Raw genomic sequence first — 16,313 nt, 5'->3', positions numbered from 1 at the left:
CCCGGGCGCCGTCAATCGATCGTTCGCTGCCACGCGGCGAACACCCCCGCCACCAGCGCAATCACCGCCATCGCGGCGAACCCGTCCAGCGAGGCCATGAACGTGGCCTGCTGCTCGAGCGTGCGGTACAGCGTGCCCAGCGCCATGGCATGCGCCTCGCCCGCCGCATGGCCCAACGCGACGAACCCCTGGGTCAGCGAATCCAGTGCCTGCATGAAGCTGGCATTGGCCGGGTTCGCCGATTCGCTCAGGCGCACCTCGTGCAGCGCCAGCCGGTGCTGCTGAAGCGCGATGACCGACGAGGTCGCGAAGGAAATGGCGAGCTGGCGCACCAGGTTCTTCAGCCGGTAGCCGTGCGCGAACTCCTCGGCCGCGAAGGGCCTGAAGGTGAGGTTGGCCACGGGCAGCACCACGAACAGCATCAGCAGCCCGCGCAGCAGCAGCGCCGGCAGCAAGGCCTCGCGCCCCGCCTGCGGCGTCATCTGCGACAGCCACCACGCCGCCAGCGCCGCAATGCCGAAGCCCGTGACGATGAGCCACTTCTTGCGCGCCAGCCGCGCCGAATAGCGCAGGTAGACGAACACCAGCAGCCCGGTCGCGAGCGACACCACGCCGGTAAAGTAGCCGGTGTTGCCCACGGTGAAGCCGAGCCCGCCCTCCATCAGCCGCGGCAGCAGGTAGCTGAACCCCGTGGAGAGGTAGTAATAGACGACGTACAGCGCCAGCCCCACGCGGAACGACGCATGGCGAAACGCCTGCAGCCGCACCAGCGGCGCGGGGTGCCGCCACTGCTGCCAGCCGAACCAGGCCAGCCCCGCCACGCCGGCGATCGTCAGGCCGATGAGCCCGGGCGAGCCGGTGAACAGCTCGAAGTGCGAGCGCGTCAGCACCACCTGCAGCGCGGCCTGCGCGAGCGCGAACACCAGGTAGGCGACGTAGTGCGGCTCGGTGCGCTCGTGCACCGGCACGTCGCCGATGTCGGGCAGCGTCCACAGCACCAGCAGCCCGATCAGCGCGGCCACGGGCGCGGTGCTGGCGAACAGCCAGCGCCAGTCGAGGTTGGTGACGAGGAAGGCGCCCGCAATGGGCGCCAGCGCGCCGCCGAAGACGATCAGCACCATGAACGCCTTCAGCGCCTTGGCGCGGCGCGCGGGCGGAATGCCGATCTGGATCAGGATGCGGCAGGCGCCCAGCATCGGGCCGACGAAGTAGCCCTGCACGGCGCGCGCGGCGGTCAGCTGCATCGCGCTGTCGCACAGCGCCGCGCCCACGCCGCCGGCGGCGAAGGCGAACATGCAGACGGCCAGGTAGCGCCGGTAGCCCAGCCGCTCGATCCACGCGTGCTGGTGCAGGATGCCGAGCACCGCGCCCAGCGCGTAGGCGCTGGAGGCCCACACCAGCTCGTCGGGCGAGGCGTTGACGCCGCCGGCGATGTAGCTCGCGAAGAACGCGAAGAGTGCGTTGTCGAAATAGTCGATGGCCGTGACGAGGCCGATGGCCCAGGGCAGCAGCGCCACCGCGGCGTTGCCGCGCGAAGGCCATGCCGGGGCCGAAGACGTCATGGCGCGGGCCGCTCCTTGCGGCGTTGCGCCAGTGCCTCTTCCACCGGCTCGCCGGCCAGGCGGCGCTCGACGTAGCCGAGGTCGCGCCGCAGTTGCGCCTGCAACGCCGCGGCCTCCTTGAGTTCGCGGCGGACCTGGGCGACGCGCGCATCGAGCGTTTCCAGCTGCTCGGTGAGCGTCTCGCGCAGGGTTTTCAGCGAGGCATTCGACAGCCGCGGACGGCCTCCTTCGGCCGGCGCGTCCATGGGCTGCTGGAGCATGGCGGTGATGACCGGCAGCGAGAAGCCCAGCGAGCGCATGCGCAGCACGCGCGCCAGCTTGTCGAGGTCGGCCTGCTCGTACAGGCGGTAGCCGCCCTCGCTGCGCACCGGCACCACGATGCCGAGTTCTTCGTAGTACTTGAGCGTGCGCGGGGTGACGCCGAGCCGGGCTGCGGCATCGCGCACGGTGAGGGCGCTGGCGGGCGGTGTGGCTGCGGGTGCAGTGGTCATGGTGACGCAATTCTGCCCCAACCTGTACGTTCACGTACAGGTTGGGGGTCATCACATCGGTGGCGGAATGGCTTTAAGCTGTCGCCCCATGAGCAGCATCAACACCCGCACCTACGAATCCGTCCCCGCGCAAACCGTGGCCTTCCTCGGCCTCGGCGTCATGGGCGGCCCCATGGCCGGCCACCTGGCCAAGGCCGGCCACAGCGTCACGGTCTACAACCGCACACCTGCCAAGTCGCAGGCCTGGGCCGCCGAATTCGGCGCACCCGGGCGGCACGCCCCGACCCCGCGCGAAGCCGCCATTGGCGCGGACATCGTGTTCTGCTGCGTCGGCAACGACGACGACCTGCGCTCCGTGGTGCTGGGCGACGACGGCGCCTTTGCCGGCATGAAGAAGGGCGCCACCTTCGTCGACCACACCACCGCTTCGGCCGACGTGGCCCGCGAACTGGCAAAGGCAGCGCAGGCGCTGGGCCTGCACTTCATCGACGCGCCCGTCTCGGGCGGCCAGGCCGGCGCTCAGAACGGCGCGCTCACCGTCATGTGCGGCGGCGACGCGGCCGTGTTCGAGCGCATCAAGCCGGTGGCCATGGCGTTCGCGCGCGCGGTCACGCTGCTGGGCGAGAGCGGTGCCGGCCAGCTCGCAAAGATGGTCAACCAGATCGCCATTGCCGGACTGGTGCAGGGCCTGTCGGAAGCCATTGCCTTCGGCCAGCGCGCCGGGCTCGACATGGAGGCGGTGCTGGGCGTCATCAGCAAAGGCGCGGCCCAGAGCTGGCAGATGGAAAACCGCGGCAAGACCATGATCGCGGGCAAGTTCGACTACGGCTTCGCGGTCGACTGGATGCGCAAGGACCTGGGCCTGGTGCTCGACGAAGCCAAGCGCAACGGCGCGCGCGTGCCGGTGACGGCGCTGGTCGACCAGTTCTATGCCGACGTGCAGCAAGCCGGCGGCAAACGCTGGGACACCTCCAGCCTCATCACCCGGCTGAAATAGGCTCGCCCCCAGGCTTCGCGGCACTTCGCGTCCGCTTCTCCTACGCCCTGCCGGGGGGCAACACCTGCGGCCCGGCAAAGCCGGTCCGCGGTGTTCCACGAAAAAAGCCCGCAACAGCGGGCTTTGTTGATTCAGCGCTTCTTGCTCAGCGGATCGGCGAGGTCGTCGCGCCGCTCGGGGGCAGCGGCTCCATCGGCGGCAGCGGCACGCGCGACGACGACGAAGGCGCGGACGGTGCCGACGGCGAGGCCGACGTCACAGGCGCCGGGCCCTGCCCGCCGCGCTGGGCCGCGCTCTGGTTGGCGGCCTGGGAGGCTGCCAGGTCGGCCTCGGACACGATCTCGACCACGCGCACCACCTTCGCCACGCCGCTCACGCCGCGCGTGATCTCGGTGGCGCGGTCGGTCTCGCGCCGCGTGGCGATGCCCATCAGGTAGACCGTGCCGCGCTCGGTCACCACCTTGAAGGAGTTGGCGAAGATGTCCTTGGCGTCGAGCAGCGAGGCCTTCACCTTGCCGGTGATGTAGAGGTCGTTCGAGCGGTCCGGGAAGGTGCTGGACGCGCCCACGGTCAGTTCGTTGACCACGGAGCGCACGTTCACGACGCGGCCCACTTCGTCTTCCACGCGGCGGCGGTCGGCGTCGCTGCCCACGGCGCCGGTCAGCAGCACCTGGCGGTTGTAACTGGTGACGCTCACGTACATGTTGTCGTTGGCGATGTCGCGCACGCGGGCCGCGGCCCGCAGCTCGATGCCCTGGTCGTCGAGCTGCGCGCCCGAGCTGCGGCGGTCGGTCGCCACCATGCCCACGCCCATCACCGCGGCGCCGCCCACGACGAGCGGCACGCAGGCGGAAAGGCCGCCCACCAATGCGGCGCCCAACGTGAGGGCAAGGGCAAGGCGTTGGGTCGACGTCGTCGTCATGGTCGTGAAGGTCATGAGGAAACTTCCTGTTCTCCGAGTAACTGGGCATCCACGCCGTCGCACAGGCAGTGCAGCGCGAGCTGGTGGATTTCGTGAATGCGCGCCGCACGCTCGTGCGGCACGCTGATCTGGACGTCGGTTTCGCGCAGCGCGCGGCCGATGGCGCCGCCCGAGCCGCTGCTGCCCGCGCCCGGCGCCGAGGGCGGCCCCGAGACGGCATTGCCGAGCAGCGCGACCACGGTCATGTCGCGCTCGTGCGCGGCCGTCACCGCGGCCAGCACCGCCGCCGACTGCCCGCTGGCGCTGAGCGCCAGCAGCACGTCGCCGGCCTGGCCGAGCGCGCGCACCTGGCGGGCGAAGCGGTCGGCGTCCATGGCGGTGGCGCTGTCGGCATCGGGGTCGGTGGTGTCGCCGGGCAGCGCAATGGCGCCCAGCTCGGGCCGTTCGCGCTCGAAGCGGCCCACGAACTGCGCGGCGAACTGCGCCGCCAGCAGGCCGGACACGCCCGAACCGCAGGCCAGCACCTTGCCGCCGCTGGTCACGCAGGCCAGGATGGCCTGCATCGCTTGAGAGATGGGTTTGCTGAGGACCGGTCCGGTCTGGTATTTGAGGTCGGCACTGTCAATGAAGTGCTGCTGAATCCGTTGCTCGAGCATGAGGCGCGATGATAACTGGGGGTTGTGAAACAAAAGGTGTGAGTGGTGGAGCCGCAAGCCAAGGCTTCGGTTCCCCGCACGGGGGGCACTTCAGCCGGCGTCGAAGGCGCCCTGGAGCCAGGTGATTTTCTCCTCCACCAGCACCACGTCGAACCGGCAGGGCGGCACCGTGCGCAGCCCGTTCAGGAAATGCTGCGCGGCAAACACGATGCGCCGCTGCTTCACACCCGTGATGCTGCCGCCCGCGCCGCCGTGCGTGCCGGTGCTGCGCTGGCGCACTTCGACGAACACCAGCGTGGCCTCCGGCGGACGGCGCGCGTCGCGCATGATCAGGTCGATCTCGCCGCCGCCGCGCCCGGGCGTCCGATAATTGCGCGCGACCAGCGTCAGGCCGGCGTCCTGCAGGTGGTCGAGCGCGGCGTCTTCCGCCGCATCGCCGCGATGCTTCGTGGTCTTCGTGGTGGTGGTCTTCATGGCTCCCTGCCGCAATCTTCTTGTTCGTTCTGACGGAGAAACTTCTTGGCTTCACTCGCCCCTGCTTCTTTCGGCGCCGCCCTCGCGGCCGCGCACGACGCCGCGGGTGCGCAGCATTATCCGCAGGCCACCCTCTACGTGGTCGCCACCCCCATCGGCAACCTGGCCGACATCACGCTGCGCGCGCTGCACGTGCTGCAGCTGGTGGACGCCATCGCCTGCGAGGACACGCGCCACACGCAGACCCTGCTGCGCGCCTACGGCATCGACCGGCACGGCTCGCGGCTGCTGGCGGTGCACCAGCACAACGAGGCCGAGGCCGCACAGGCCGTGGTCGCGCGGCTCGCGCAGGGCGAGCGCATCGCCTACGTCAGCGACGCCGGCACGCCCGGCGTGAGCGACCCCGGCGCGCGGCTGGCCGCCGCGGTGCGCGCGGCCGGCCACCGCGTGCTGCCGCTGCCGGGCGCCAGCGCCGTGACCACGCTGGTCGGCGCGGCCGGCCTGGTGACCGACGGCGGCGACGGCAACGCCAGCAGCGCCTTCGTGTTCGCGGGCTTCCTGCCAAGCAAGGCCGGCGAGCGCGACACCGCCGTGCAGGCGCTCTCGCAGGAGCCGCGCGCCGTGGTGCTGCTGGAGGCACCGCACCGCATCGAAAGCCTGGCGCGTGCGCTCGCCACGCTGGGCGAACGCCGCATCACCGTGGGCCGCGAGCTCACCAAGCAGTTCGAGGAAATCGCGACCGTGGCCGCCAGCGCCCTGCCCGACTGGTTCGGCGCCGACCGCGACCGCACGCGCGGCGAGTTCGCGCTGGTGCTGCACCCCGTGGCGGTGAGCGGCGACGGCGGCGCCGAAGGCGAGCGCGTGCTGCGCCTGCTGCTGGCCGAGCTGCCCGTGAAGACGGCCGTGAAGCTGGCCGCAGAGATCAGCGGCGCGCCGCGCAACACGCTGTACGACACGGCGCTGCGCATCCGCAAGGACGCGGAAGAAAACTAGCCGTCGAGAAATTCGGGCGGCACGGCAGCCGTCAGCCAGACGCCGTTTTCCGCGCGATGAAAGGTGTGGCCCCGCGCATGCATGCGGCCCGCGTCGACGCGCAGCACATGCGCCTTGCCGTGGCGCTGGCCCACCTGCACCGCCGTCGCCTCGTCGGCCGACAGGTGCACGTGCTGCCGCGCGCCCGGCCGCAGGCCCTGCGCGCGGATCGCATCCAGAAAGCGCGTCGCCGTGCCATGAAACAGCACCGCAGGCGGCGTCAACGCCTCGAAGCTGCGGCTGACCTGCGGCGTCGAATGACCTTGCAGGGCGCGAATGCGCAGCCCGTCGGCCGACAGCTCGTAGCGCTTCTTGGCGCCCGCATCGACCGCGCGCACGACGTCCGAACGGGCCAGGTCGCGGCCTTCGGCCACCGCGCCCGCAACCAGCGCGTCGATGTCGGCCCAGCCCTGCACGTCGAGCTGCAGTCCGACGGACTCCGGCGCGTGCCGCAGCACATAGGCCATGAACTTGCTCGCGTCTTCGGGGGTCATGCCGTCTTCCAGTGATCGCCGTGCGCCAACAGCGCGCTGCACAGCCGTTGAACGTGCGCGGCCGGCGGCCGGTCGGCCGCGTGGAACACGTGGTACTCGAGCGGCGGATACCCCTGCAGCGGCACCGCCACCAACCCCTTGGGAATGCGGCAGCAGGCGTTGACCACCGCGAGGCCGAAGCCCAGCTGCGCGAAACGCAGCATCAGCTCCCAGCCGTTGGCTTCGAGCGCCGGGTGCCAGGGCACCGATTCGGCCTGCAGCAAGCGGCCGAGCAGCTCACGGTGCGGTCGCCCGGCCGGCGGCACGATGAGCTGTGCGCCTTTCAGGTCCCGCAGCCGAACCGACTTGCGCGCGGCCAGTGCATGCGCGCGCGGCACCACCAGCACCTGCCCGACCACCGTCAGGCGCACCGCATGCAGGTCGGCCGGCGCCGTGCCCAGCGGCGCAATGCCGAGCTGCGCGTGGCCCGCCCGCACCGCCTGGGTGGCCTCGTCGCGGTTGCGCGTGAGCAACTGCAGGTGCGGCGACGCGCCCGGCCCCGAGAACTGCGACAGCGCCTTGCCCAGCAGGTAGAGGTAGGCGCCCTCCCCGGCCGCCAGCGTGACGACGGGCGTGTCCTGCCCCGCGGCGAGCCCCTTTGCGAAGCGCTGGTTGAGCATGAGCAGCTCGCGCGCATGCCGCGCCACCTGCTCGCCCGCGCTCGTGAGCTCCAGCGCGCTGCCCACCCGCACATACAGCTTCGCATCGAGCTGCTCCGACAGCTTGCGCACCTTGGCGTGCAACGCCGGCTGGCTGATGTGCAGCAGGCGCGCCGACTCGCTGAAGTTCAGCGTGTCGGCGAACACGGCGAACGACTGCAGCGCGTCGAGGTTGGTGCGGGGAATGTCCATCTATCCATTTTATGGATAGCACTTCCAATATCGGTAGTTCCTGGTGATGGGCTTCGTTTCTACGATCCGGCTGCATACACACACAAGGAGCAGTAAATGAAGAACAAGCACAACCCCACCCGCCTGGGCATCGACATCGGCCGCGTGCTCATCGCGGCCGAGGGTCCGAACGGCGCGGACACCGCGTTCATCGGCGGCTCGCTGCAGGACGCCCTGGACACGCCGCCCTGCGAAGGCATGTTCGAGGCCGTCGCGCCGCTCGTCGACAAGTTCGAAGGGCGTGTCTGGCTCGTGTCGAAGTGCGGCCCCAGCGTCCAGGCCAAGAGCCGCGCATGGCTGCGTCACCACCGCTTCTTCGAGCGCACCGGCATGGCACCCGAAAACCTGCGTTTCTGCCTGCAGCGGCCGCAGAAGGCCGACCACTGCCGCCAACTGCGCATCACCCACTTCATCGACGACCGCACCGATGTGCTGCACCACCTGGAAGGCATCGTGCCGAACCGCTACCTGTTCGGCCCGCAGCGCAAGCCGGTGACGGTGGAGGGGCTGGTGCTGCTGCCGGCCTGGAAGGACGCGGCGGCACTGGTCGGCTGACGGGCCGGCGGGGCTAACCGTCCAGCTCGGCGTAGCGCCTGAAGATGCCGTCTTCGTTGAACGCGATGCGGCGCGGGCTCTGCAGGTAGTCGTGCACGCGCTGGCGGCGCTTGATGTTGCCGTGCAGCTTCTCGACCGCGGGCGTCTTCGCCAGTGCCCGCGCAGTGGCTTTGGGGAAGGCGTAGTGCAGCCCGTCCACCAGCTGGAACAGCGACAGGTCGGCGTAGGTCAGCACGTCGCCCACCAGGTGCAGGCTGCCGGCGGGGTTGCGCTGCAGCACCCGCTCGAACCAGCCCAGGAACTTGGGAATGCGCTCGTCGCGAAACGCCTTGGCGCGCTGCACAGCCGCGTCGCGCTGGTCTTCGTAATAGGCGCCGCTGGAGATGGGGTGGTGCGTGTCGTGCGCCTCGGCCACCGCATCGGCGATGGTGAGCTGCAGCTGGTGCGTCCACAGCCCGTCGGACTCGCCCACGCCCGCGAGGCCGAGCCGTGGACCGAGGTACAGCAGGATCGCGGCGGTCTGCCCCACCACGACGTCGCCGTCGACCAGGAAGGGCGGCGCGAAGGCGGGACGGGCGTTGTCGGGGTCGTGCAGCCGCTCGCCCAGCGCGGACTCGCCGCCGCCCTTCGATTCGGGCAGGCGGGCCACGTCGACATAGTCGGCGCCGGCCGCTTCGAGTGCGAGCCGCACGAATTCGCCGCGGCCCTGGATGGTGGGCCAGTAGTGGAGTTGGTAAGGCATGCGGTCATGGTGGCAGGGTCGGCAAGGCGCTGCAACCTTGGGCGCGCAGGTGTCGAAGTCGGCCTACGCCGGCATGTGCGCTCAGCGCAGCGCCATGCCCGCCAGCACCAGCACGAGCAGCGCGATGTAGCCCCAGGTGTGCACGCGGTCGGGCATGCGCCCGATCAGCGGCGCGGCGGCGCGCACGCCCACCAGCGAACCCGCCACCAGCGCGGCGAACGCCGGCACGTCGACGTAGCCGATGTGCCAGCCCTCCAGCGCCGAGCCCGAGCGCCACGCCATCGCCATGTAGGTGGCCGTGCCCGCCAGCGCGATGGGCAGCGACAGCGGGTTGGCCATGGCGGTGGCGCGCGTCATGCCGATGCCGCGTCGGCGCATCAGCGGCACGGTCATCACGCTGCCGCCCACGCCGAGAAAGGCGGCGACCAGGCCGATGACGAAGCTGCCGGCCGTGGCGACGGCGCGCGACAGCGGACGAACCACGGCCGACGCGTCGTGCGTCATGAAGCCGGGACGCAACAGGCAGTCGAGGAGGGTCGCGCCCAGGTAGGCAATGAAGGCCCAGCGCACGAACTCGCCGTTGGCGGCAACCGCCATCGCAGCGCCCACCACGGCGCCGATGCCGATGAAGCCGAGCAACGGCCGGATCAACGCCCAGTCGAGCGTGCCGGCACGCTGGTGGCGGCGCGTGGCCAGCCACGCGCTGACGATCATCACGCAGGTCGAGGTGGCCACGGCGATGTGCATGGCGGAGCGGCCGACGGCGCTGTCGGCGCCGTGCGTCAGCATCAACGCGCGGTAGAGCAAGGGCACCACGACGAAGCCGCCGCCGAAACCGAAGAGCACGGTGGTGACGCCCGCCAGGCCACCGAAGGCTGCGAGCACGAGATAGATCGACACGAAGAAGCTCCAGGCAAGTGAGGGAACAAGCCCTTGAAGATAGGACGGCGCCGCCTGGCGCGCTTGCGCATGTTCGACAATGATGTTCTCGTTTCAGCCAAGCGCCTTCAAGGGTCGCTTCACGGACATGCGCAACGTCACCATCGATTCCGTCGACGCCACCGACCGCCCGGTGCTGGCCATCGGCACCGACTACCCGCCGGGCCACCTGCTGCCCACGCACAGCCACCGTCGCGCGCAATTCCTGTATGGCGCCACGGGCGTCATGGAGGTGGGCTGCGACGACGGCGCCTGGGTCGTGCCGCCGCAGCGCGGTGTGTGGATTCCGGCCGGCAAGCCGCACCGGGTGCGCATGCTGGGCGTGAGCACGCGCAGCCTCTACATCGAGCCGCGCGCCGTGCCGCGCCGGGGCGGCCAATGCGAGGTACTGAGCGTGTCGCCGCTGCTGCGCCAGCTGCTGATGGAAGCGGTCGAGCTGCCGCCCGCCTACGACCGGCAGGGGCGCGACGGCGTGCTGATGCGCCTCATGCTGCACGAGCTGGCGCGCGCCGAAGCGCTGCCGCTGCACGTGCCGCTGCCGCGCGATGCGGCGCTGGCCGGGCTCTGCGTGGAATTTCTTCGCCAGCCCGACGTGCATGTGGCGCCGGCGGCGTGGGCCGCGCGGCTGAACGTGAGCGAGCGCACCTTCAACCGGCGCTTCAGCCTGGAAACCGGCATGCCGTTCGGCAAATGGCGACAGCGGGCCTGCGTGCTGGTGGCGCTGTCGAGGCTGGCCGCCGGCGAGCCGGTGACGGCGGTGGCGCTGGACATGGGCTACGACAGCCCGGGGGCGTTTTCGACGATGTTCCGCAGGACGCTGGGGCGGCCGCCGTCGCATTTCTCGATGGCGTAGGCGCTGGCGGCGGCGCCCTTCTTCTTTCGGTCAGCCGCGTGCGACGCGCACGGGTCCGTTCGCCGTCCAGCCGCAGCCGACGGCTGGGTCCGGGTCTCGGTCGACGAGGGTTTGCCGGGAGGTGGCCTGCGTCGCGCTGCGCAGCGACTTGATCGTCGCGTCGGCTGCGTCGATGCGGCGGTGCAGCTCTTCGTTGACGAGGCGCATCAGCGCACCGAGTTCGGAGCGGGTGGGATGCATCTCCTCGGTGTCATTCACGCGTTGCGGAAGGATGAGCTTTTCGAGGCACGCGCTGGCGCAGTGCACGTGGCGGATGTTCTCGATGACCGCGAAATCGCGCGCCAATGCGCTCGTTCTAATTGGCACTCTATGCGACCACGCGACGCTGCGTGGCATCAATGCCCAATTGCGTCCGAAAGTAGATGGCGGATGCGTTTCGTACCTCTCCGCACTGACGATCGCTGATTCGGCCAGAAGCTTGAGTGATTTGAAGATCTTTCTGACCTATGGAGAGCTCGGGCCGGAGACTTTCACATTCCGCTCGGTGCTTGAACTGATGCTTCCATGGATAGGTGAACAGGCCTCTCCCTGGGAGATGGAGTTGAGATACTGGCAGAAGCTCGCTTCGACGAACGAGCTACCAAAGACTCTTCTGCCGCGACGGAACTGGCTGCAGAATACGGCAGCCGCGTCCGAGAAAATCTTCCTACCCGGCTTTGAAGGCCGGCAGCTGGCAATCGCGCCAGATTTTGTGTTGCTCGACACTTCCAAATCGAGAGAGTTGATCTCGCAGGCCGACGTATATGCCATTGTTTGCAACGCACTGGCAGCGGTGCGTAGCGACGATATCGGCATCGAAACAAAGACGCTGCGTGCGAACCCCACCCCCGTTTGGGGACAAACCGTCTATGCGCAGAGTCTTCTGTGTCCTTCGAGTTTTTCGTGATTTCAATGATGCTGTTTTGCGCGCCGCATTGATTCGCGGTGCGACCATGCAAGAGTTGAACTACTCTGTCGATGAAGGAAGTAGTGAAGAGATGCGCGACGTGATCCGTGCCGATATTGCTTCTTGGGATCAAGGCCGCGGAGATGCTCTCGCGGAGTTTCTGCTCGCAGCGGCCTGCGGTCGGCTTCGACTCGTGCCACGTCATCTTGAGCAACTCCGGAAAGAAGCACGCCAAGCGAATCTGCCGCCGGTCTTCAATGTTCTTCTTGATGAAGCTGCGTCGTTGTAGCGAATTCGCCAGGCCATGCGACTGCGATTCATGGCCGGACGAGCGAGCTCGTAGAGCGAGAAGGTGTCGCCACCGGTGCACGCAACTGTGACGCCATTGTGCTCTGGCCTTTGCGGCGCTCGGAGCAATCTCGGATCGCGCCAAAGTAGAAAGAGGAAACTATCCTGTGAATCCATCTGTCATTGACAAGAATTTCACAATGCCAACAGCAAGAGATACATTCGATAGCTCCATCAAAGATGCAGTAGAGCTCCTCGATCACTTCGACGCGATCAATGTTCTTCCTCCACCACCGAATGCCGAAGTGTTGAAGCGTGCCGGGCTCATCATGGCCTGCACCGCTTGGGAAACCTATGTAGAGGACCGAGTGCAGGAAGCCGTGCAGCAAAGATTGGGCGAAGGAAATGACAGCTTCCAGAATCGATTTGTATTGCGGCATCTGCAAGCGACGCTGAAGCAGTTCCATAATCCTAGCGCTGAGAAGACCTGCAAGTTGTTTTCGGACTTCCTTGGCGTCGACGTTGCGTCAGGCTGGCAATGGAACAACTATGACACCGCGCGAGCCCGCCAAGAGCTCGATGCGCTGATCAAGAAGCGGGGCGAGGCGGTCCATCGCTCGAAGGCTCCAAGTGTTGGAGTTCCAGCCGCTCACTTGGTACGGAAAGACGAGCTAGAAAGGGCGATTAGATTTCTCAAAAGCTTAGTGGAGGCGACCGAGAACGCAACCAAGCCTTGATCTGTTTGGGCGTACAGGCTGGCAGGCCTCATAGAATGAATCTAAAGCACTAGGGCCTGCACTAACCTTATTCGATCATGTACCTGTCTAGCGATTTCCTACGGTGGCCATACGATCATCAAGGGCAACGGTTTCCATCCGCTTCGGACTATGTCTCACGTCCAAGAGATATATGGCGCCATGCTCGTGACAGACTCGCCGGTCAACTGACTGAGCTCGATCGCGTAGATTGCATGAGCTCCTTGAAGCGGTCCATCAACACTCGACTTAAAGCACTCGAAGCCGAGTACGGATTCTCAAAATTACCAACAGCGAAGGCAAAGAAGCGAATTCTTGAAACGTTGCAAGATTTCGGTCTGGTCAGACCGACGCTCCTCGCAGAGCTGATGAAGCTGCGAAATGATATCGAGCACAATGACGCGCAGCCACCAGATCAGGCAACTTGCCATATGTACGTCGATGTCGTCTGGTACTTTCTTAAGAGCACTGACCCACTTCTGGATATGGTTGTGGATTCTCTAGTTTACGAAGATAGCGAGACTAAATCAGCACTGACGATCGAGTTCCATACGGCGAGCGATTGGAAGATGTCGGTTGCCGGTGTAGTGCACATCGGGCTGCTACACGAAACACCAGACCTTGATCGTTTGAAGCTGCAAGACTTTCGGGTTGTGCGCCAGTCGGGTGATCACACCATTCATTTCAATGCGGAGATCGAACCTTCTAGCGAGGCATTGCTTTTGCTTGTTCACGACTACTTTGGCGCGCAAGGCTATTTCCGTGAGGACAGTGGAGCTTAGTTGAGGCCTTGCCGACTCGCAGCCGCTTCTTGCCCGATTCTTCAATGTGTTGCATCGATTCGCGAGATGCTGTTGAGAAGAAGGATGTCGACGCCGCAAGGGGGATGACATTCACCGCCGCGAACTGCGCCTTCCGCTGACCAACGCCCAATGACTGGGTATTTGCGTGCTTGTGGCTATCGCCGGTTTTCGATCTTCACTTAACCCCCTTAGGAGGACCAGTGAACAGTCTGAGGTCGCGGTTCGAATTACCCGTGCAGCGCACCTCCAGGAAGGACCCGCGACCGGGGTGGGCACCGCCTCACGGCGCTATCGACTCCCACCCCCTATCGACAATGTCGACAGACTCGACAAACACCCTTTCGATCCGGGTCTGTCGCGTTTGTCGACATTGTCGATAGGGGTAGGTATCCAACCCTGCAAGTGATTGATATAGAAAGAAAAAGTCTATTTTTTTGGTTATGGCGACAAACTCGCTTATGTCGACAGAGCCCTCGGATTGACGCGATACGCAGTGGTCGCCGGTGCGCCTTTGTTGGGCCGCTTGAACTCACGCACCACGTCCTGATGCTCCAGCCGGTCCAGCGCCTTCTGGAGCCGCTCCACGCTCCTGAAGCGCCCCTCCTGCGCCTTCTGGCATTCGCGTCTGGTGAACTCGGCCAACTCGCCCGCACGCGCCCATTTCAGGATCGCTGCCGCATCACCGTCGATGGCATCGGTGCCCAGTAGCCCGAACGCCGCCTGCGCATGCGGGATCAGCAGCCGTCCCAAACGCAGCGCCCGCTCCATCGCCACCTGACTGACCTCCTGGCTGGCAAGACCCATCTCGGCCAGCTCCAGCAGCGCAGCGATGCGCGCCACCGCGCCGGGCAGTTTGCCAGTCCAATCGCTGATCGATTCGTAGCGACCGCCATCTCCCTGCTGGCGCTCGATCTCTTCGGCCAGATCCAGCCAAACGTCGCGCGCCGCGTCCGACAGGGGCAGCACCTTGGGTGCCGCCAAGGGGCCGGGCACACCCTCCAGCAGGCCGAACAGGTGCTGCTTGTAGTCGTCGCGCACATCTGCCGGGATAGGCGTGTGCTTGCGCACATCGCGCCTGCCGACGTTGCTGGCCGGCATGGCGTACAGGAAGCGCGCCAGCAGGCCCGATGCACGAAAGCGTCGCGAGCTGGCCACATCCGCCAACACGTCCGGCTGCAGCAGCAAGCCGAACGACAGTGCGGGCTTGTCGACGTGCGCCGTGCGGCCCGCACGGTCCACGCGCATGGGCGTGCCGGCATGGCCCTGCAGGAACACGTCGATGTTGGCCGCGCCGCCGTTGTAGATGCCGGCCATGATGAGAAAGATGCCCGACTCGTCCGAATGCACCGCCATGCGCTCGCCGTGCTCCACAAGCAGGGCCTGTAGTCGCTCGGCCGTGGTGTCACCCGTGAACAGACGAGGCGCCCGAGCCTCGTCGGGCATGTCGGTCTCCTCGCGCGCGATCTCGTTGCGGACGCCTTCGCGCTCGCTCTCGTCCTTGGCTTTCGCCGCATCCTGCAGCAGCCGCTCGATGCGCTTCTTCGCCACCGCCCGGGTCGCACTGGTGCGGATGATGGTGCTGCGCATGCGGCCCCGCAACAGTTCCTCCCACTGCACCAACGGCCCCAGCATGGCGTTGAGCACAGCCGACTTGCGTGTCCCGCTGGGGGTGGCGCTCAATGTCCACAGGGCCAGCGGCTCGGTGTAGCCATCGCCGAAGGGCGCGACCTCGAAGCGCCGATGCAGCACCGTGGCGAGCACGGCCAGGCAGGACATGACAGCCAACGCAGGTGGGGTCTGCGTACTCTCGGAGACGGCTTGTGCCATGGCCCCCATCCAGGTGGGCAAGACGTCGCACGGGATCGCCGGAGTGCGCAGGGTGCCGGGCAGGATCGGCTCCGGCCACGACGAGGGTTCAGTCGCTTTAATTGCTTCGATGGGTTGGAGCGTCGACGCGGCCTGGTGAACCTGTTGACGCACCTCGTCGAGGCTGGCCAATTGGGCCAGGTCGTTGAAATCTGTGGCGGCACTCACGCGGCGTTCCTTGTGAACCGGGGGATGGCGACGCAGCCGCCCACAGCGCGCGCGGCGGCCTGGGCATGCGTGACGCCGGGATTGCCGGGCGTATGCTGGTCGTTGTCCGCGCAGACCACCAGCCGCAGCGTGGGGAACTTGGCGCGCAGCGCACGCGCCACGGGTTCCAGATTGGCGCAGTGGAAGGCGATGGCCACCGCATGGCCGGTGGCTTGGTAGAGGGTGCTGCCGGTCGCCAGACCTTCGGCGAGCAGCAGACAGCGCTCGGGCCGTCCCCTTCCGATGGCGAAGTAGCACCCCTTGATGCGCCCACCGGTCAGGAAACGCTTGGCGCCGTCGGGGCCGATGAATTGCAGGGTGTGCAAGATGCCATCCGCATCCCTGGCCGGAATCAGCAAGGCATCGCGCAATTGCCGCATACCAATGGCCGGAATGACTGGCACACCCTTGCGCTGTAGATAGGGGTGGTCGTGCTGCACCGGTCGCGCTCGCGCCCACAGTTTCTGCGCACGCTCGCGCGCAGAGGCGTGCACGGCATGTTGCTCGGCGAAGCGGGCTTGTTGGGCGGCCTTCATCGCACGCTGCAGTGCGGCTCGCTCGGCCGGCGTCGGCGGCCTGGCATTGGGCGATGGCGTCGCACACCATGTGTGCGTCTCCCCGGTCTTCCAGCTACCGAAGGCGCCTGCGCGCAGCGGGCTGTCGTGTAGCACGGCCCAGCCATTGCGACTGCCGGGCTTGTCACCTTCTACGCGGTAGCGCATCAGGCGGCCGTCGGCGCGCAAGTCCAGATTCTTCCAAGGCGCCAGGCCGACTGCGCACATGGCGTCAAGCATGCTGCTCA

General features: G+C 67.1%; 20 protein-coding genes. 8 read left to right on the top strand and 12 right to left on the bottom strand.

The window, feature by feature from the left end:
• Positions 1 to 11: 11 nt before the first annotated feature.
• Both ACSFBM_RS28815 and ACSFBM_RS28810 read right to left on the bottom strand, forming a co-directional pair.
• Positions 12 to 1,562 carry an MFS transporter gene (locus tag ACSFBM_RS28815; RefSeq protein WP_435487448.1) on the bottom strand — a complete coding sequence of 517 codons (1,551 nt, stop codon included), beginning with the start codon at positions 1,560 to 1,562 and terminating at the stop codon, positions 12 to 14.
• The gene (locus ACSFBM_RS28810; protein WP_435487447.1) at positions 1,559 to 2,053 is read right to left on the bottom strand and encodes a MerR family transcriptional regulator; all 495 of its coding nucleotides are present in this window, start codon (positions 2,051 to 2,053) and stop codon (positions 1,559 to 1,561) included. Before ACSFBM_RS28810 ends, ACSFBM_RS28815 begins: the two co-directional genes overlap by 4 nt.
• A gap of 88 nt (positions 2,054 to 2,141) precedes the next feature.
• On the opposite strand from ACSFBM_RS28810, the gene ACSFBM_RS28805 reads away from it, so the two are divergent.
• Entirely contained in the window at positions 2,142 to 3,050 is a 909-nt protein-coding gene (locus ACSFBM_RS28805) for an NAD(P)-dependent oxidoreductase (RefSeq protein WP_435487446.1), read from the top strand.
• 145 nt (positions 3,051 to 3,195) lie between these two features.
• On the opposite strand, the gene ACSFBM_RS28800 is transcribed toward ACSFBM_RS28805, so the two are convergent.
• The 3 genes from ACSFBM_RS28800 to ACSFBM_RS28790 all read right to left on the bottom strand — a co-directional run bounded on the left by ACSFBM_RS28800 (position 3,196) and on the right by ACSFBM_RS28790 (position 5,102).
• A complete protein-coding gene (locus tag ACSFBM_RS28800) occupies positions 3,196 to 3,987 on the bottom strand; it encodes a BON domain-containing protein (RefSeq protein WP_435487445.1) in 792 nt (263 codons plus the stop codon).
• A complete protein-coding gene (locus ACSFBM_RS28795) occupies positions 3,984 to 4,628 on the bottom strand; it encodes an SIS domain-containing protein (RefSeq protein WP_435441088.1) in 645 nt (214 codons plus the stop codon). Before ACSFBM_RS28795 ends, ACSFBM_RS28800 begins: the two co-directional genes overlap by 4 nt.
• Positions 4,629 to 4,718: 90 nt before the next feature.
• The gene (locus ACSFBM_RS28790; protein WP_435441089.1) at positions 4,719 to 5,102 is read right to left on the bottom strand and encodes a YraN family protein; all 384 of its coding nucleotides are present in this window, start codon (positions 5,100 to 5,102) and stop codon (positions 4,719 to 4,721) included.
• A 45-nt stretch (positions 5,103 to 5,147) separates the two neighbouring features.
• On the opposite strand from ACSFBM_RS28790, the gene rsmI reads away from it, so the two are divergent.
• Positions 5,148 to 6,095, top strand: coding sequence for a 16S rRNA (cytidine(1402)-2'-O)-methyltransferase (rsmI, locus tag ACSFBM_RS28785; RefSeq protein WP_435487444.1), 948 nt, complete (start codon positions 5,148 to 5,150; stop codon positions 6,093 to 6,095).
• On the opposite strand, the gene ACSFBM_RS28780 is transcribed toward rsmI, so the two are convergent.
• Positions 6,092 to 6,628 (bottom strand): RNA 2'-phosphotransferase, encoded by a 537-nt coding sequence (locus ACSFBM_RS28780; RefSeq protein ID WP_435487443.1) that lies wholly within the window; start codon positions 6,626 to 6,628, stop codon positions 6,092 to 6,094. The two genes, rsmI and ACSFBM_RS28780, sit on opposite strands and share 4 nt — an antisense overlap.
• Positions 6,625 to 7,518, bottom strand: coding sequence for a LysR family transcriptional regulator (locus ACSFBM_RS28775; RefSeq protein ID WP_435487442.1), 894 nt, complete (start codon positions 7,516 to 7,518; stop codon positions 6,625 to 6,627). The genes ACSFBM_RS28780 and ACSFBM_RS28775 overlap by 4 nt, the downstream gene beginning before the upstream one ends.
• A 96-nt stretch (positions 7,519 to 7,614) precedes the next feature.
• On the opposite strand from ACSFBM_RS28775, the gene ACSFBM_RS28770 reads away from it, so the two are divergent.
• Entirely contained in the window at positions 7,615 to 8,112 is a 498-nt protein-coding gene (locus ACSFBM_RS28770) for a hypothetical protein (RefSeq protein WP_435487441.1), read from the top strand.
• Positions 8,113 to 8,125: 13 nt separating this feature from the next.
• Here the strand turns inward: ACSFBM_RS28770 and ACSFBM_RS28765 are convergent, their stop codons facing one another.
• Positions 8,126 to 8,854, bottom strand: coding sequence for a glutathione S-transferase (locus ACSFBM_RS28765; protein WP_435487440.1), 729 nt, complete (start codon positions 8,852 to 8,854; stop codon positions 8,126 to 8,128).
• 81 nt (positions 8,855 to 8,935) lie between these two features.
• Positions 8,936 to 9,754, bottom strand: a complete 819-nt coding sequence (locus ACSFBM_RS28760) for a sulfite exporter TauE/SafE family protein (RefSeq protein ID WP_435487439.1) — start codon at positions 9,752 to 9,754, stop codon at positions 8,936 to 8,938.
• Positions 9,755 to 9,881: 127 nt separating this feature from the next.
• Between ACSFBM_RS28760 and ACSFBM_RS28755 the strand changes: the two genes are divergently transcribed.
• Positions 9,882 to 10,646: an AraC family transcriptional regulator gene (locus ACSFBM_RS28755; protein WP_435487438.1), complete on the top strand. Its 765-nt coding sequence runs from the start codon at positions 9,882 to 9,884 to the stop codon at positions 10,644 to 10,646.
• 30 nt (positions 10,647 to 10,676) lie between these two features.
• Here ACSFBM_RS28755 and ACSFBM_RS28750 read toward each other — a convergent pair whose 3' ends face one another.
• Entirely contained in the window at positions 10,677 to 10,991 is a 315-nt protein-coding gene (locus ACSFBM_RS28750) for a hypothetical protein (protein WP_435487437.1), read from the bottom strand.
• On the opposite strand from ACSFBM_RS28750, the gene ACSFBM_RS28745 reads away from it, so the two are divergent.
• The 4 genes from ACSFBM_RS28745 to ACSFBM_RS28730 all read left to right on the top strand — a co-directional run bounded on the left by ACSFBM_RS28745 (position 10,969) and on the right by ACSFBM_RS28730 (position 13,417).
• Positions 10,969 to 11,592, top strand: a complete 624-nt coding sequence (locus ACSFBM_RS28745) for a hypothetical protein (protein WP_435487436.1) — start codon at positions 10,969 to 10,971, stop codon at positions 11,590 to 11,592. The genes ACSFBM_RS28750 and ACSFBM_RS28745 overlap by 23 nt on opposite strands.
• Positions 11,593 to 11,638: 46 nt before the next feature.
• On the top strand, positions 11,639 to 11,881 hold the full coding sequence (locus ACSFBM_RS28740) for a hypothetical protein (protein WP_435487435.1): 243 nt from the start codon (positions 11,639 to 11,641) through the stop codon (positions 11,879 to 11,881).
• A 166-nt stretch (positions 11,882 to 12,047) separates the two neighbouring features.
• The gene (locus ACSFBM_RS28735) at positions 12,048 to 12,617 is read left to right on the top strand and encodes a HEPN domain-containing protein (protein WP_435487434.1); all 570 of its coding nucleotides are present in this window, start codon (positions 12,048 to 12,050) and stop codon (positions 12,615 to 12,617) included.
• Between the two features lie 233 nt (positions 12,618 to 12,850).
• Positions 12,851 to 13,417 carry a hypothetical protein gene (locus ACSFBM_RS28730; RefSeq protein WP_435487433.1) on the top strand — a complete coding sequence of 189 codons (567 nt, stop codon included), beginning with the start codon at positions 12,851 to 12,853 and terminating at the stop codon, positions 13,415 to 13,417.
• Between the two features lie 477 nt (positions 13,418 to 13,894).
• Here the strand turns inward: ACSFBM_RS28730 and ACSFBM_RS28725 are convergent, their stop codons facing one another.
• Positions 13,895 to 15,472, bottom strand: a complete 1,578-nt coding sequence (locus ACSFBM_RS28725; RefSeq protein WP_435487432.1) for a YfjI family protein — start codon at positions 15,470 to 15,472, stop codon at positions 13,895 to 13,897.
• Positions 15,469 to 16,305, bottom strand: coding sequence for a primase/helicase family protein (locus tag ACSFBM_RS28720; protein ID WP_435487431.1), 837 nt, complete (start codon positions 16,303 to 16,305; stop codon positions 15,469 to 15,471). The genes ACSFBM_RS28725 and ACSFBM_RS28720 overlap by 4 nt, the downstream gene beginning before the upstream one ends.
• Between the last annotated feature and the right edge of the window lie 8 nt (positions 16,306 to 16,313).

The organism is Variovorax pasteuri (assembly GCF_051216435.1).
In the GTDB taxonomy this organism is placed as follows: domain Bacteria; phylum Pseudomonadota; class Gammaproteobacteria; order Burkholderiales; family Burkholderiaceae_C; genus Variovorax.
This window is presented reverse-complemented; position numbering and strand designations above follow the sequence as displayed.

Bases quoted from the DNA above. Each gene is read 5' to 3' on its own strand.
- ACSFBM_RS28815 (WP_435487448.1), bottom strand. From the start codon at position 1,562: ATGACGTCTTCGGCCCCGGCATGGCCTTCGCGCGGCAACGCCGCGGTG.
- ACSFBM_RS28810 (WP_435487447.1), bottom strand. From the start codon at position 2,053: ATGACCACTGCACCCGCAGCCACACCGCCCGCCAGCGCCCTCACCGTG.
- ACSFBM_RS28805 (WP_435487446.1), top strand. From the start codon at position 2,142: ATGAGCAGCATCAACACCCGCACCTACGAATCCGTCCCCGCGCAAACC.
- ACSFBM_RS28800 (WP_435487445.1), bottom strand. From the start codon at position 3,987: ATGACCTTCACGACCATGACGACGACGTCGACCCAACGCCTTGCCCTT.
- ACSFBM_RS28795 (WP_435441088.1), bottom strand. From the start codon at position 4,628: ATGCTCGAGCAACGGATTCAGCAGCACTTCATTGACAGTGCCGACCTC.
- ACSFBM_RS28790 (WP_435441089.1), bottom strand. From the start codon at position 5,102: ATGAAGACCACCACCACGAAGACCACGAAGCATCGCGGCGATGCGGCG.
- ACSFBM_RS28780 (WP_435487443.1), bottom strand. From the start codon at position 6,628: ATGACCCCCGAAGACGCGAGCAAGTTCATGGCCTATGTGCTGCGGCAC.
- ACSFBM_RS28775 (WP_435487442.1), bottom strand. From the start codon at position 7,518: ATGGACATTCCCCGCACCAACCTCGACGCGCTGCAGTCGTTCGCCGTG.
- ACSFBM_RS28770 (WP_435487441.1), top strand. From the start codon at position 7,615: ATGAAGAACAAGCACAACCCCACCCGCCTGGGCATCGACATCGGCCGC.
- ACSFBM_RS28765 (WP_435487440.1), bottom strand. From the start codon at position 8,854: ATGCCTTACCAACTCCACTACTGGCCCACCATCCAGGGCCGCGGCGAA.
- ACSFBM_RS28755 (WP_435487438.1), top strand. From the start codon at position 9,882: ATGCGCAACGTCACCATCGATTCCGTCGACGCCACCGACCGCCCGGTG.
- ACSFBM_RS28745 (WP_435487436.1), top strand. From the start codon at position 10,969: ATGACCGCGAAATCGCGCGCCAATGCGCTCGTTCTAATTGGCACTCTA.
- ACSFBM_RS28740 (WP_435487435.1), top strand. From the start codon at position 11,639: ATGCAAGAGTTGAACTACTCTGTCGATGAAGGAAGTAGTGAAGAGATG.
- ACSFBM_RS28730 (WP_435487433.1), top strand. From the start codon at position 12,851: ATGAGCTCCTTGAAGCGGTCCATCAACACTCGACTTAAAGCACTCGAA.
- ACSFBM_RS28720 (WP_435487431.1), bottom strand. From the start codon at position 16,305: ATGCTTGACGCCATGTGCGCAGTCGGCCTGGCGCCTTGGAAGAATCTG.